The 14,997-nt window shown below is 41.1% G+C and carries 13 protein-coding genes, 1 pseudogene and 1 CRISPR repeat array; of the genes and pseudogenes, 7 read left to right on the top strand and 7 right to left on the bottom strand.

Annotated features, from left to right (window positions below):
• The first annotated feature begins 35 nt into the window (after positions 1-35).
• Positions 36-726: direct repeats of the CRISPR family, unit length 28 nt; unit sequence GTTAGCTGCGGCACACGCAGCTTAGAAA.
• A 204-nt stretch (positions 727-930) separates the two neighbouring features.
• The 4 genes from GLIP_RS21240 (at position 931) to GLIP_RS01715 (ending at position 4,523) form a co-directional block, all read left to right on the top strand.
• Positions 931-1,818, top strand: a complete 888-nt coding sequence (locus GLIP_RS21240; RefSeq protein ID WP_008842819.1) for a TolB family protein — start codon at positions 931-933, stop codon at positions 1,816-1,818.
• A 142-nt stretch (positions 1,819-1,960) separates the two neighbouring features.
• The gene (locus tag GLIP_RS01705; RefSeq protein ID WP_040521631.1) at positions 1,961-2,788 is read left to right on the top strand and encodes a universal stress protein; all 828 of its coding nucleotides are present in this window, start codon (positions 1,961-1,963) and stop codon (positions 2,786-2,788) included.
• Between the two features lie 34 nt (positions 2,789-2,822).
• Positions 2,823-3,614, top strand: a complete 792-nt coding sequence (locus GLIP_RS01710; RefSeq protein ID WP_008842822.1) for a DUF432 domain-containing protein — start codon at positions 2,823-2,825, stop codon at positions 3,612-3,614.
• A 24-nt stretch (positions 3,615-3,638) separates the two neighbouring features.
• Positions 3,639-4,523, top strand: coding sequence for a mechanosensitive ion channel family protein (locus GLIP_RS01715; protein ID WP_008842823.1), 885 nt, complete (start codon positions 3,639-3,641; stop codon positions 4,521-4,523).
• A 36-nt stretch (positions 4,524-4,559) separates the two neighbouring features.
• On the opposite strand, the gene GLIP_RS01720 is transcribed toward GLIP_RS01715, so the two are convergent.
• The 3 genes and pseudogenes from GLIP_RS01720 to GLIP_RS01730 all read right to left on the bottom strand — a co-directional run bounded on the left by GLIP_RS01720 (position 4,560) and on the right by GLIP_RS01730 (position 7,637).
• Positions 4,560-5,708 (bottom strand): ABC transporter permease, encoded by a 1,149-nt coding sequence (locus GLIP_RS01720; RefSeq protein WP_008842824.1) that lies wholly within the window; start codon positions 5,706-5,708, stop codon positions 4,560-4,562.
• A pseudogene (locus tag GLIP_RS01725) lies at positions 5,705-6,642 on the bottom strand (ABC transporter ATP-binding protein). Before GLIP_RS01725 ends, GLIP_RS01720 begins: the two are co-directional and overlap by 4 nt.
• Positions 6,639-7,637 carry an HlyD family secretion protein gene (locus GLIP_RS01730; protein WP_008842827.1) on the bottom strand — a complete coding sequence of 333 codons (999 nt, stop codon included), beginning with the start codon at positions 7,635-7,637 and terminating at the stop codon, positions 6,639-6,641. The pseudogene GLIP_RS01725 and the gene GLIP_RS01730 overlap by 4 nt, the downstream one beginning before the upstream one ends.
• 385 nt (positions 7,638-8,022) lie before the next feature.
• Here GLIP_RS01730 and GLIP_RS01735 point away from each other — a divergent pair, with 385 nt between their 5' ends.
• The 3 genes from GLIP_RS01735 to GLIP_RS01745 all read left to right on the top strand — a co-directional run bounded on the left by GLIP_RS01735 (position 8,023) and on the right by GLIP_RS01745 (position 10,941).
• Positions 8,023-9,582 (top strand): sodium:solute symporter family transporter, encoded by a 1,560-nt coding sequence (locus tag GLIP_RS01735; RefSeq protein ID WP_008842828.1) that lies wholly within the window; start codon positions 8,023-8,025, stop codon positions 9,580-9,582.
• Positions 9,583-9,697: 115 nt separating this feature from the next.
• Positions 9,698-10,111 carry a CBS domain-containing protein gene (locus GLIP_RS01740; RefSeq protein ID WP_008842829.1) on the top strand — a complete coding sequence of 138 codons (414 nt, stop codon included), beginning with the start codon at positions 9,698-9,700 and terminating at the stop codon, positions 10,109-10,111.
• Between the two features lie 392 nt (positions 10,112-10,503).
• On the top strand, positions 10,504-10,941 hold the full coding sequence (locus GLIP_RS01745) for a CC0125/CC1285 family lipoprotein (protein WP_008842830.1): 438 nt from the start codon (positions 10,504-10,506) through the stop codon (positions 10,939-10,941).
• A gap of 16 nt (positions 10,942-10,957) precedes the next feature.
• On the opposite strand, the gene cynS is transcribed toward GLIP_RS01745, so the two are convergent.
• The 4 genes from cynS to GLIP_RS01765 all read right to left on the bottom strand — a co-directional run bounded on the left by cynS (position 10,958) and on the right by GLIP_RS01765 (position 14,796).
• Positions 10,958-11,404, bottom strand: a complete 447-nt coding sequence (cynS, locus tag GLIP_RS01750; protein ID WP_008842831.1) for a cyanase — start codon at positions 11,402-11,404, stop codon at positions 10,958-10,960.
• Between the two features lie 10 nt (positions 11,405-11,414).
• Entirely contained in the window at positions 11,415-13,145 is a 1,731-nt protein-coding gene (locus GLIP_RS01755) for a bifunctional protein-serine/threonine kinase/phosphatase (protein ID WP_008842832.1), read from the bottom strand.
• Positions 13,132-13,998: a formate/nitrite transporter family protein gene (locus GLIP_RS01760; protein WP_008842833.1), complete on the bottom strand. Its 867-nt coding sequence runs from the start codon at positions 13,996-13,998 to the stop codon at positions 13,132-13,134. The genes GLIP_RS01755 and GLIP_RS01760 overlap by 14 nt, the downstream gene beginning before the upstream one ends.
• Positions 13,999-14,283: 285 nt before the next feature.
• Positions 14,284-14,796, bottom strand: coding sequence for a hypothetical protein (locus tag GLIP_RS01765; RefSeq protein ID WP_008842834.1), 513 nt, complete (start codon positions 14,794-14,796; stop codon positions 14,284-14,286).
• Positions 14,797-14,997 lie beyond the last annotated feature (201 nt).

A 14,997-nucleotide genomic window follows, 5' to 3' on the forward strand; every position in this document is an offset into this window, starting at 1 on the left:
AAATCTTTCGAGGGCAACCACCACCCCGCATACAGGTTAGCTGCGGCACACGCAGCTTAGAAAATAAAGGGTTTACCAGAACCACCGAGCAACCAGTTAGCTGCGGCACACGCAGCTTAGAAATCTTAATTAATTAATTAATTGAACACACTGGCTAAAGTTAGCTGCGGCACACGCAGCTTAGAAAGTTAATGCTGAGCTAGGTACGATTTCTTTGATGTTAGCTGCGGCACACGCAGCTTAGAAAATCTCAATGCAATCCAAGCTAGACCACGTATAGTTAGCTGCGGCACACGCAGCTTAGAAACATGGGTAGATAAAGCTATTGCGGCACAACAAGTTAGCTGCGGCACACGCAGCTTAGAAAGACAACGTGGGACAATCAAATGATAATGATAGGTTAGCTGCGGCACACGCAGCTTAGAAAATATATGGCAGCACCTTTAAAAACAGTAAGCGTTAGCTGCGGCACACGCAGCTTAGAAAGAAAAGCAAAACCTGAAAAGAATATTAGCTTAGTTAGCTGCGGCACACGCAGCTTAGAAAGAAAAGCAAAACCTGAAAAGAATATTAGCTTAGTTAGCTGCGGCACACGCAGCTTAGAAAATAGCTAGAGGCTCCTGATATAGTGCAACTCTGTTAGCTGCGGCACACGCAGCTTAGAAATTCAAAAATATTTAAGCTCTACGCTTCAACGAGTTAGCTGCGGCACACGCAGCTTAGAAATGACTTAAAGCTCAAGGCGAACGTTTATTACTGTTTGCTGCCGCAGAAACAGTTTAGAAGTTAACAGAAGTGACAACTTAATGGAGCAATGGACACTCAACTAGACAATTGCTTTTACACAAAGATATGATGAGGTTGCTTTAGCTATTATCACTTCAATATGCCTTTGGACATCAGCGTCAGATTATTGATAAGGAATCAAAAATGAAAAAAACTATGCAGTTATTGGCTTCGTTGTTTGGGGTTGCAATAACGACTGTGAGTGCGCAATCAATACCTGGGGCAGATATTTTTATAGCGGACTTGTCTGTGCAAAATGGGCAACTCAAATTAGGTGAGCTTAAAAATATTAGTAGCCGAAAGGGATATGATAATCAGCCTTATTTCCTAGCGGATAATCAAACGTTGCTTTATACCTCACAAATCGACGGTCAAACCGATATTTTGCGGTACAAGATTAACACTGGTGAAACAGAAAACTTAAGTTCTAGTCCTGAAAGCGAGTATTCGCCTACGCCTATGCCTAATGGCACTGAGTATTCGGTGATTTATGCCGTCGATGGTAAGCAGGAGTTGTGGGCGTATCAGCTTGCGGGCGAGGGCAAGCGAGCATTGTATTCAGGTGACGAATTGATAGGCTATCATGCTTGGATTGATTCTCAACAGGTGTTAGTGACAGTGTTGCAAGAAAGCAGCATGAACTTACAACTATTCGACTCTCAAACACGTACTTTGAGCCTAGTGTATCCGTTAACTGGCGCGAGCCTATATCAGATTCCAGAGAGTCATTTGATGAGCTTCAATACACTTATTGATGGCAAACACTGGTTAATGCAACTAGACACCAAAACGCAGGCAACGCAAAAGTTGGTAGAATTGCCTGAGGAATCACAATATTACACCTGGACTGCCGATGGCAAAGTCATTGTCGCGAGTAACCTGCAACTTTGGTTTTGGGACAGTCAAGTTCAAAACGCAACACTGAGTAAGTTTGCCGATTTTGAAAAAACTTGCCCTGAAGGAGCCAGTCGCATCGCTGTAAATAAGCAACAAACTAAATTGGCTTTGGTTTGTCATGGAGACAAGTTTTAAGTGGTTGCAGTTCAAACAAGACATAACTTTATTCGTTGTTGTTGACCCAGATCAGCTAAATTATTGTTTATTTAGAGTATGTTAAAGGCATATTAGATGACGCTTTAGATGTCTACCATTCATATTAAATAGAGGAATGTTTATGAAACACATTTTAGTTGTTCTAGAAAGGGAAGAGAGCGTTAATCCAATGCTGATCAAAGCGCTTCGGTTCGCGCCACAAAGCATTACCTGTTTATTATTTGTGAGTGGTAAAGAGCCTAGTCTTGCAGAAAAACTGCCAAATTTAATCAAAAGCGAAGTGAATGATGTATGTAAAACCACGATTCTCGTTGAAGCATTTGTCAAAGAAAGTGAAAAAGAAGACCTGCTAATTAAGGTACTAAGTAGCGACAAGTTTGATACGACGTTTATCCATAGACCGCAATTGGGTCGTGAAAAACTCGATTTTTCGCTAATTAAGGCAGCATTGAAAGGTCCAATTAAATCCAGTATTTTCTTGTGTGGAGATAACCGTTGGCGTGGACAACTAAAGCTGTTAGGCACTGTCGATATTTTTACTAGAACGGCGGCACAAAAAGAGCTAAATAACAAAGTACTAAACACCGCTGCACAGGTTGCTATACAATTAGATGCCGAAGTGAAGCTCTTAGGCGTGATTCCGATTCCGCGCATTAAACAAGAGTTTGATATTACCGAACCTGATGAGGTTATGGTGAAAAAAGGGGCGGTCTCAAAAGCTAAGCTTGAAAAGTTGGTGCAGGAAAGTGGTACATTAAGTGATTATTCACTGAAAATAGCCGCAGGTTCGGCCTATTCAGAAATCCCCTCTGTTGCCAGTAAATCCAAATCCAACATCGTCATCATTGGTAATGTCGGCAGAAAAGGCATTAAAGGGTTACTGATAGGTAATACCGCAGAGAAAATTTTAACGCGATTAACGGTTGATGCCTTAATTGTTCGACAATAGATCACAAAACAGCGAGATAACATAAGAACCTTTTATGAAAAAAGCATTACCGTGGTGGGGAGAGTTTAGCTTTACACCGTCAGAGACAAAATGTTGGCGCATTAAAAATCGTCTCATTGCGATCAAACGAGGTAGTCGTGAATGGACTATTTGGAATAACCAGACTGCTACCGAAATGGATCTTGCCATAGCGGTAAATAAACCAAAATCCAGAGAATCCTTTGAAGATATCGAGTTTTCTCGATATTTATTGGGCGATACAACAGACACCTTGATCATAGAGCCTTCGCTAGCCGACAGAGCTGTGGTGGTAAGACCCAACCGCCCGCTGGTGGTAATGCCACAAGAAAAAATCAACCTGTATGTCAGCACGCCTATCTGGGTAACGGTGTTAATTCCGGAGCGTGATGTTCCTATGGCAGATATTCCTTTTTGGCGTCCTTCTGATTCGTGGTTTGGACCATCTACCATGTCTGGCGATTTGTGCTATTCAAAATACACAGATGCAAAATTGGATATAGAACGTTTGGAAAAACGCTCCCACAGGGCATCAACCATGGTCACGATTAAGAATGATCAAGACAAACCGCTTACCATTGAGCGCTTGAATATTCCTGTTCCAGCGCTCAAATTATATGTTAATCAAGATGGTGAGTTTTGGACCGATCAGGTTTCTATTTTGCAACGTTTCGAGCATAACAAGTCTATTTCCCACGTGCGGCATTCTCCCCCGGAGAATATTCAGCTAATGGAACTCGTTTCTGAATCCCGTGAGCTGAGTAAAAAAGCGTCGTTTTTATCTTCTATTGCAAGCTTGGTAGATTAATCGTTACACCTAAAGTTGAGACACATGAAAGAACAATCTGAAACCACTAGTTATCTAGATATGCTGCACATTTTCGATATTACCCAAGCCATTATCATTCTTGTGCTGGGCTATTTTTTAGCGAAATTTCTCAGCAACTTAGTTATGCAATTCAATTTCGCCAATATGACCAATCATGGACAGGTACTGTTAAGACGCGGCATTTTTTATGGCGTCATGGTGCTTATGTTTATCTCTGCACTGCGGGAGCTCGGGTTTGATCTGTCTGTGGTACTAGGGGCAGCGGGTATTTTAAGTGTGGCAATTGGTTTTGCTTCACAAACCTCTGCATCTAACTTAATTAGTGGTTTGTTTTTAATGATGGAGAGACCATTTTCGATTGGTGATGTTATTCGTGTGGATCAAACAACTGGAGAGGTGATATCTATCGATTTATTGTCAGTGAAAATTCGCACGTTTGATAATCTGTATGTGCGCGTGCCTAATGAATCGATGATTAAAACCCAAGTGACCACACTTACTCGTTTCCCTATTCGTCGTGCAGACTTAAAAGTAGGCATAGCTTACAAAGAAGATATTGAAAAAGTAAAAGTCATATTGGCGGATATCGCAGATAAAAACCCACTGTGTTTAAGCGAGCCGGCACCAGTATTTATCCTGCTCGGATTCGGTTCTTCTTCTATCGATATTCAATTCTCGGTGTGGAGTAAACGCGAGAATTTTCTAAAACTGAAAAACGAAATTTACCAACAAATTAAAGTGGCATTTGATCAACATGGCGTTGAAATTCCGTTCCCACATGTAAGTTTGTATTCAGGCGAAGCTTCCAAACCTATCCCAATTTCGTTGACCTCTAATGAGTCTGACAGCGTTCTCGGTGATTCGACAAATAAACTAAATAAGGATTAATTAGAACATCTAATCAGCGTACTCAAGGCCATCGAATTAATCTAAATTTTTCTTAAATCGCATGGAAGCGACAATCAAGCCTACTAGCGTGAAAATAACCAGCCAATAGACATCATAGCTCATGTCTGTAAAAGCGACGTCTTTTAACACAACACCTCGAATTAGACGCATAAAGTGCGTCGCGGGTAACAATTCTGCAATTAATTGTGCGGTTTCTGGCATCCCTTCATAGGGAAACATGAAACCAGACAATAATATTGAAGGTAGCAATACAAATACTGTCATTTGCATCGCCTGCAATTGATTTGTTGCAATTGTTGATATTACTAGTCCCAATGTGAGGCTGGCAGCTATAAACAATATAGTTACACCGAATAAAGACAATAATCCTCCATTTATTGGTACATTAAATACCCAATGGCCCAACCCCAAAATTATAGCTACTTGAATGAGACCAATAAAAATATAGGGAATTATTTTACCTAGCATCAATTCTAATGGTTTGATAGGTGTGGTTATTAACATTTCCATATTACCTTGTTCACTTTCTCGTACTATGGCGGCGGAGGTGAACATAATCATTGTCATGGTCAGTATTATGCCGAGCAATCCTGGAACAATATTCACCGCAGTGCGTTGTTCAGGGTTATAAAATAGGGTCACTTCAAAAGTTGGAGTTGAACGATTGGCGGGCTGACGCAACAGTTCTACTAATGGCATATTCCGTAAGCTTTTAATTGCACTTGCAATCATGGTGTCTGAACCATCGACTACCCACTGTGCCAAAGGGCGGCTGGTTTCCTCGTTGGAAGAAGCGGGTAAGCTAAAACCAATACTAGGACTGCGGGCCAATCTCTGACTTACATCTTTAGGGATAATTAAAATTGCGCGCACTTCTGTGCGTTCCATGGCCTTTTGCGCGTTTCGTAATTCAGTAAATTGCTCTGTAAATTTAACTACTTGGGTTGCCGACACAGTTTGGATTAACACTCTGCTAAGCGTTGTTTGGCTATTGTCCACCACTGCGACAGGAATATGTCGTATATTTGTGTTTATGGCATATCCAAATAGAATGAGCTGTACAAGAGGTATCATAATCACCATACCAAAGGTCATTTTATCTCGTTTCAATTGCATCAGCTCTTTAAAGAAGATCGCCTGAACGCGGTGCATGCTGGCGATCATTGACGACCACCTCCCGTACAAGTGATAAAAACATCTTCCAAGCTGGGGCGTACTTTAGTTAATTTATCACTGGTGATATTGATATGATGCTGTAAGTAGGCCAGAGGATCTTTTACAGAATTTTTAACCAGAACCCGTAGTCTCGCACCCAACTGTGCTGCTGTGATAATTTCAGGCAGTTTGATTAGCTGCTGTTTGAGTTGGCGGATACCGTCGATTTCAATTTCAACCACATGCGCAGCCATTTGGTTCATGAGTTCTTCTGGGCTACCATCAGCGCGTTTACTTCCATTTTCTAATATGGCTAATTTGTGGCAGCGCTCAGCTTCGTCCATGTAATGAGTTGATACCAAAATGCTGGTACCTTGTTCACATAAATCAAACAACTGTTCCCAAAACTCACTTCGGTTTTCGGGGTCTACAGCAGATGTCGGCTCATCTAAAAACAGTAATTCAGGTTTATGTAAAGTGGCGGCAGCTAACGCTAAACGTTGCCGCTGGCCCCCGCTTAATTCACCTGCCAATTGACGTTGTTTTTGGTTGAGTCCGTAGGTTGCCAATAGTTCTTCAATTCTTTGTTTTTGCAAGGTACCTGTGATGTCGTAAATTTTGGCTATGAATTGCAGGTTTTCTTTTACGGTTAGGTTGCTATATAACGAAAATTTTTGTGTCATATAACCCATCTTCAAACGCAATTTGTCAGCTTCAAGCGGCAAATTAAAACCTAGAACGTTAACTTTGCCTGATGTCGGTTTTAACAGCCCTGTTAACATTCGAATTGCAGTTGTTTTGCCACTGCCGTTGGGTCCTAAAAAGCCGTAAATTCGTTTTTTTCAATTTCTAAATCGAGTCCGTCTATGGCTTTTAGTTCACCAAAGTTACGGTTTAATTGCTTAGCCTGAATGGCCAACATTTCGACAGGAGTATTTGTCATGGGAGTTCCACTTGTACAGCGACACCATTAGCGAGGTCAGCATATTTGTCAGGTAATTGCACTTCAGCTAGATACATTAAACGTGCACGCTCTTCTTGATTCAGCGCGTAATATGGGGTGAATGCAGGCTCAATTGAAATCCACCGCAATGTCCCTTCAATTGTCTGCGCTACTCCATCTATGTGCACCTGTAACCTGTCACCGGTTTTCAGGTTAACCCGATAAGGTTCTGGAACGTACACACGTGCATAAGGGGCTTTACCGGCTAGGACTATTGCTACCGGGCTGCCCATGGTCACCCTTTCACCTAAATTCCAGGGAAGGTTATCCAACCGACCATCACGTGTGGCGACGATGGTGAGATCATCGAGTTTTCTATTTTCACTGGCCAAGGCTGCTTGCATGATCGCTAATTTCGCTTCAGCCATTGCTAAATCTTCAGGACGAGTACCATTGGTTAGAATCAGAAGTGCTTCTTCAGCTTCGTGCACAGCTGCCGAATTAGCATCTCTAGTGGCGCGCGCTTGATCTAGTGCGGCTTGACTGACCAACTTTTGCGAAATTAAGTTCTGTGCTCTACTGTATGCAGCTTCACTTTCTGTTAACGCTGCCTTAGCCCCTTCTAATTTAGCATTGGCGGCTGCTACCTCTTCAGGACGAGCTCCATTTCTAAGTTTATTTAAATTAGCTTGCGCCTCTAAAACATATGCTTCAGCTTTTCTAGTTAGCGCACTTTGCAGTTGATTATCCAACTTTACCAACACATCTCCTTTTTGAACCTGTTGTCCCTGATCTACGGGTAATTCGATCACTATTTCATTGGCGGTAGCTGTGTGAGCAATTCTATCCCGTTCTAAGGTACCCAGTGCAAAGCCATTCATATTTTTTTGGCAGCCAATGAGCATGCTTAACGTTAATATTCCGACTATCGAAATGCGGCTCGTTATGGTTTGGGAAATTGCCAAATAGCGTAAGTTGTAAAGCATTCTATGCATGATTTATCCTTACTTTGAACTGAATTTGTAAGCAAGTTGAGTGCGATACATGTGGCTTAATAACTGGATACTGCAACTTGCATTATCGGTTTAAATCGACTTCAAAAAGCAACTGTAAGCATGCGTATCTAATGTATATCCACTAAGCTATTAGGTTTTGCGTCATCCAACTATTACAAAAATTGTTTGATGCTCGATTTCTGAGTTTGCTGCAGCGTGTCTAGAAGCCATTATTTAACCCTTAAAGTTAGAGTACACCTGAATGATTTTTCAATCTAGTTGCTTAGTGGGCAATCGTACATTTCACCATTTGCCAATTCCTTGATAAGGTAAAGAAAAAGGTTATTCCACAACTATTGCATCAAAATTATTAGGGAGAGTTATTTTGTCAGCGTTGGATTATTCGATTGTTGCGGTTTACCTATTAGGGTTGTTAGCCATGGGGCTTGCATTGCGCCATCAAAAAAATCGAGATGATTATTTTCTGGGGGGACGAAGTTTACCTTGGCCTGCACTGTCATTATCGGTTATGGCTACCCAACTGTCAGCGGTGAGCTTTATTTCAGCGCCTGCTTTTGTTGGCTTGCGTGAAGGGGGAGGCTTAATTTGGCTATCCTATGAATTAGCATTACCCATCGCCGTAGCACTTATGCTTTGGCGTCTATTACCGTCATTACATGCTTCAGGCGTGGTGAGTGTTTACGATTATTTAGAAAGGCGTTTCTCTCGCTCAACACGCTTACTAATTAGTTTTGTGTTTCAGCTCAGTCGTTCTGTAGCGACTGCAATCATGATTTATGCTATTTCGCTGATTTTACAAGGCACTATGGGCTTAGAGCAGTGGCATAGCATAGTCTTGATTGGCGTGATTACCCTAATATATTCAGCGCTTGGGGGCATGAAAGCGGTTGTGTGGGGCGATGCAGTACAAATGATCCTAATCTTTGTTGGTGCCTTAACCTGCCTTTGGGTGGCACTTGATCACATTGGTGGTGTAGAAAAAGCACTTATGCTTATCGAACCCCAGCGATTAGTTGCAGTAAAACCCGATCAGTTTGGTTTTTCAGGAAACGATTTTGGTCTGCTACCTATGTTGTTCGGTGGCCTAGTGCTATATGCCTCCTATTACGGCTGTGACCAGTCGGAAGCGCAACGTTCATTGTCTGCTCACAATCTTAGCGACTTACGTAAAATGATGTTAACCGTAGCGGTATGTCGGTTTCCTATTACTTTGGTGTATTGTGCTGCGGGCTTAATCATTGGTGCGTTGGTGATGACAACTCCATCTTTGCAGGCACAAATCCCCGCAGATAATCCCGATTGGATGATGCCCATTTTTATTATCAATTACCTGCCTAGCGGCATTATCGGTCTGCTAGTAGTGGCGATTATGGCAGCGGCGATGTCATCGTTGAGCTCTGCGGTTAACAGTTTAGCAGCGGTTTCGGTTGAAGATATTTGTCGCCTATTCAAACATCAACCGAGTAATGACGCATATCTTAAATACGCTCGTTTGGCCGGGATTGGCTGGGGCTTAATCACATTATTTTTATCTCTCGTTGCTGGCGACATAGCCCCTACCATCATTGAGGCGATTAATAAAATTGGCTCAGTGTTTTATGGTCCAGTGCTGGCGATATTCTTATTAGGAATTTATAGTAAAAAAATTGCTTCGGTCGCGGCAAATACTGGTTTGGCAGCAGGGGTTCTGGTAAACATGAGTTTATGGTTATTTAACAGCCCTATTTTTTGGTTCTGGTGGAATTTAATCGGATTTGTAACCACGATTTCGGTCGGTTTATTAATGACAGTTTTTACTAAACCCACAAGCTCTCACCAACCTAGTGTAAGATTGCTTAAGCTTTCAAATGTACTGATACTAGTCGCTTTAAGTGTGCTGTTAACACTATTTTGCTTCTTTTTGCCTGACATATTAACCGCTTGATAGCTCAACTTGACTATTAAGCGGTCATTTCATGTAAAGGTATTTAGACTCTTAAATTACCTTTGATAATTGTTCGTAAACCTAAATTGGTCCTATCTATAACGGAGAAAGCTACATGATCACAGCTAGTGTAATAGAGTGTATGAATAGAGATTTTGCAAAAATATATGCAGAGATGCCAGTGGCTGAAGCGTCAGCTAACTTGATCAAAAAAGAATCTCTTGGCGGGCCTGTGATTGATGCAAATGGGAAGTTAGTGGGGTGGATTTCTGAGCAAGAATGTTTACAAGTGACGCTACAGGTAGTTTATCACAATACCAGAGTGGCGATTGTTAGAGATGTTATGCGAACAGATGTATTGACTGTGTCAGTAGACAGTGACCCATTAGAAATTGCACAGCAAATGCTTAAATCAAAACCGAAAAGCTACCCTGTGGTGGATGCCAGTGGCAAGGTATACGGTGTATTGACACGAAGACGTATACTCAACATGTTGGATAAAAAACTGCGAGAGCTGGGGCAAAGTTGAGTTGGTTGATTGGGTCTGCAAAATAGCTATAGGTTAAGGCTTGGCTAAGGTATAAATGTATTCAGAAACGAGAATAATTTACTGATAACTATGTAAAAAACTCCCTTTTGCATTTATTACTGAATTTGTGAACTGCCAATTTACAAGGGCTGTGGCCTTATTTGCTGATTTTCAAAGCTGGCACATAAATTGGAATAACATCCTTAAAGAATATGAATTTAATATTGTTTGAGCGACTTAATATGCGCTTAGGCAATTAAAGTAGCCATCTTTAAGGAATGTACATGAACACTAAAATCATACCGTTTGAGATCATCACACGTACTTCAATTTTACTTATGTTAATGAGCCTAGTGTTAGTCGGTTGCGCTTAGGTTAAACCAACTGGGTTTGTGGCCGCAGAATCTTATGGGGATTTAGGATTCAGTGAGAAAAAGCTCAGTGATGATCAATATCAAATTATCTTCAGTGGTAACGCAAAAACTGACACCACTACGGTTAAAGATTATGCACTCCTACATGCAGCTAACCTTACGATTGAAAAAGGGTATAAGTGGTTTGAAATTATTCAAAGCAATACAGATGTTGAAACCAAAGAAGTGAAAAAGGTCGTGCCAGATACCACAGCAAACCCAACGGTGACGTCCAGTTGTGGCGTGTTAGGCTGTACTATCACTTCGGCATCAACCTACCAGGGAGGAGCGGTTGTCTCTGAGCGAGTTGCAGATAAAATCAATGCGACCTTGATGATCAAAATGGGTAATGAAAAACCAGCAAACCCTAATAAAGTCTTTGATGCGAAACAATTAGCGTCGAATCTATCTAACTAATTAATTCGCAATCGGCCTAATATGATTTATAAGGCAAAAACTTTCCTGACAGGACGATATTGACTCTATCTCCTGCAGGATTGTTTTCCCGTTGGATATCCATCGAAAAATCTATAGCACTCATGATTCCGTCGCCAAACTCTTCGTGAATCAATGACTTAATTGTAGTGCCATACACATTTACCAACTCATAAAACCGATAAATTAGTGGATCAGTGGGAACACTTTCAGGAAGTGACCCTTTATATGGAACTACTTGTAACCAAGCTACGTCATTTTCATCTAAGTCGAAAAGCTCGCCAATTTTCTCAGCTTGCTCAGATGTAAATGTCATTTGCCCTAAACAACCTGCCGTTGTCCATTCTTTTGATTTACCAATTAGATCGGCTACTTGTTGCCAACTAACGCCTTTTTTGACTTTTTCTGTCAATATTTTACAGGTCACTTCTTCGCGGTGGTTCATAATGAAATCCTCAGTTATTAAATAATATATACAGTAAATAGACGTTAAATAAGGCCAACAATGCGCTTAAGCATTGCCAAAACTTAAGTGGGTTTCGTTCTAGTAGAGGTGCTTTACTTTGCCTAACAAATTGGGGGTTAGGATGTCGTAAATCATGCAAGAACTCTGACAGTTCGTCATAGCGTTTATATGGATCTACTTGCAAAGCTTTGCGCAAACAGGCATCCACCCAACTGGGAATATGTCGTCGATTATCCAAAACCGACTGGTAGTTTAACTTTCGTTGTTGCGCATATGTGCGCGTTTTGGCCATATGAGTTTCATAAGGAAAACGGCCACTGAGAAGGTGATAAGTTAACACGGCGAGGGAAAATAAATCTGATCGTACCGTGCCCATTTCCCCTAAAAAATACTCTGGTGCCATGTAAAGTGCTGTGCCAGGAAAAGGCAGTGCTAATTTGTCATTCCCAAGCTCTTCGATTCCGGCAACTACAGTAGAGCCAAAATCAATGATTTTTACCGTGCCATTAAGATCTATCATGATATTTTCAGGACGAAGATCTTGATGTAGCATTTCGAGTCGGTGAAAAGACTGTAAACCTCTTCCAACTTGTTCAATTACGTCTCTGACTGTCTCTAGATCCGGATTCGGGTTGTCGACTAACCATTGTTGCAAGGATTGACCTTCAACAAATTCAGACAGGTTGTAGAGATAATTTTTCTTTCGTTCATATTTCGGTGCGGCTAATACATGCACATTATTGATGCGCCGAGATATCCACTCTTCTAAACAAAAGCGTTCTAAATAACCTTCGTCATCGCGTAAGTCGACCGAAGGCGTTTTTAAGACGAGAGGTTGTCCTGATTCGACATCATTCACTAAATAAACATGGCTACGCGCAGAAAAATGCACCTGACGAACAATATTGAAACCGTCAAATTGCTGACTGGGTGTTAACACCGGCGGTAAGGGCAATTCATCTACCCGATCAGTTATCGGGCTTGTAAGGGGAGGGTGTAGCTCTTTCACCTGTAATAACTGTAGTGTGATATTGTCATCACTGCCGTTTTGTAGGGCATGATCGGCCAGCTTTTCGGCCAGATTGTCATTAACTGAAGGATGTTGGGAAAATTGATTCAGTAACCAAGTCGTGTCTATAAAATCATGAAAACCATCAGTAGATAAAATAACAATATCATGTTGTTTCAATTCAAGTTGGTGGTAGTCAACCTCGACGTTTTCTTGCATGCCTAAAGCGCGACTTAAGTAGCTTTTGCCCTCTGCTGCCAAATGTTGATGATCGTTTGTCAGTTGCTCGAGTCTGCCATTTCGACACAAATAAATCCGTGAATCACCGATGTGAAAAATGTGTGCCTTATTGCCTTTAATCACCACCGCGCTAAACGTACACACATATCCTTTATCTGGTTGGTAAGGATGCTCTCCTTTTTTACTATGGGAATATAACCAAGCGTTAATGGAGGCAATTACACGTTTTCCAGACGTTTCAACTGACCAAGCATCGGATGTAGAATAGTAATCGTGAATAAAGCTATTTATCGCTGCTTGACTAGCAATATGGCTTACTGGGCTTGAGCTAATACCATCTGCAACGGCCGCAGCTAAACCTTTAAGTTGTTGTTGAGGCGATGTAGGTGAGGCTACATCGCTAAAATCTTGATTGCTAAGTTTACGGCCAGCATGTGAATACTGACCGTTAATTAGTTTAGCTTGCAGCATTTGGTGCAGTCGTGCCAGTTGCTAATGTTTCTGGTGCAACTTTAGCGACTTTGCGTTTAGAGCCTGTGCGAACATGGGTGCTGTATAGGGTTAGTCCAGTAAAGGCTAAGCCACCAACCAAGTTACCTAGGGCAGTTGGAATTTCATTCCATACAAAATAATCAACAACAGAAAACTCACCGCCTAAAATAATGCTGAATGGGAACAAGAACATATTTACTACTGAATGCTCAAATCCCATAAAGAAGAATAAAAAGATTGGCATCCACATTGCGATTACTTTTCCGCTAACATGGGTAGAAATCATGGCACCTACTACGCCTAAAGACACCATCCAGTTACACAGCATGCCGCGAATAAAAATGGTAAACCAACCAGCTGTGCCGTATTCAGCATAACCAAGGGTTCTTGACTCACCAATGCTAGCTACCTTTGTACCAATTGCACCTGGGTCAACATTGAAACCATAAGTAAATATAAACGCCATTAAAAATGCGACTGTTAGCGCACCACCAAAGTTACCTAAGAAAACTAATCCCCAGTTGCGCAATATGCCTTTTATGGTCACACCAGGTCGTTTATCGAGCCAGGCTAGTGGACATAAAACAAATACACCGGTGAGAAGATCAAATCCCATCAGATAAAGCATACAAAAACCCACAGGGAATAAAATCGCTCCAAGTAGAAACATCCCGGTTTGGACTGCGATAGTTATGGCAAAGACGGCGGCAAGTGCCAAAATTGCGCCAGCCATATATCCGCGAATTAATGTATCGCGAGTCGACATGAAAATTTTAGATTCGCCTGCATCTACCATTTTGGTAGCGAATTCGGCTGGTAGTAAGTAAGCCATAAGTACCCTCGTAATATTTTAGTGATCAATTTTGTTCGCTGTTACTCACGCCAATATTGCTGGCCTTTAGTTTTCTACAGGCAAAAAAAACGTTCAAATTCCTATACAGTGCATAGGAAGTTGAACGCCATTGTTCGAATATTTTTACTGTAGACTCTTCGTTGAGTTAACAATATTAATAAAAGCAAATTGCTTGCCAAAAAATAAAGCTAACTAAATCAATGTCTTAATCATTTCTAGTGTTCTGGGATGAGCTTTATTGGTGCAACAACTCACTGTTTTAAATCATAGTGTTAAAATTGACGTTATATTTTCAAACTGTGATAGGTTTCTTTTAGTGGCGTTATTTGTCATTTCTTGCTCCACTCCACGTTTGCTACTTTGCTCTATGTAGTTTTCCAACGCTATTTTTAATTGTTCTATTTTATTTGCTAAAAAATCTATGTTTTTTTGGTTCTCTGCTGAGCGCGGAACCTGTTTGGAAAGTGCTTCATACTCTTGTTGTTTTGCTTCTAATTCAGCTTCTAACTCATCAATTTTCTGTTTATCTATACCTAATCTATTGGCGAGTAATTGCGCATAACTATTTTGATAAAACTCTTCTGCGTTGGTTTTTGCTAATTCATTCGTAGAGGTAGAGTCGGCGGACAAGGTTTTTTGTTTGTCAGACTGCAAATCATTACCGCTGCTCAACGCAAAAGATTGCCTCTGTTCCTCACTTTTTTCACTAGTTTTTGTCGTGTTACCGTGGCCATAGCGTACTTGCCAGTGGGAATAGTCAGCTGAAGTTACTATCACAAGCAATTTCCTTGAAATGAGTTTAATAAAACAACAGAGCAACTTTCGTACCTAAAACTAGGCGCCGGATACGCACACAAAAGTTAAAGACACTCAATTTTTGGTGAAGAAAGTTCTCGCGAATAGCTGATGAGGCAATTTTTTGCATTAAATTACTAAATAGTTGACCTAACCGTTCCTATTTTACGCTTTATCTATAAC

This window comes from Aliiglaciecola lipolytica E3 (assembly GCF_000314975.1).
Classification (GTDB): Bacteria; Pseudomonadota; Gammaproteobacteria; order Enterobacterales; family Alteromonadaceae; genus Aliiglaciecola; species Aliiglaciecola lipolytica.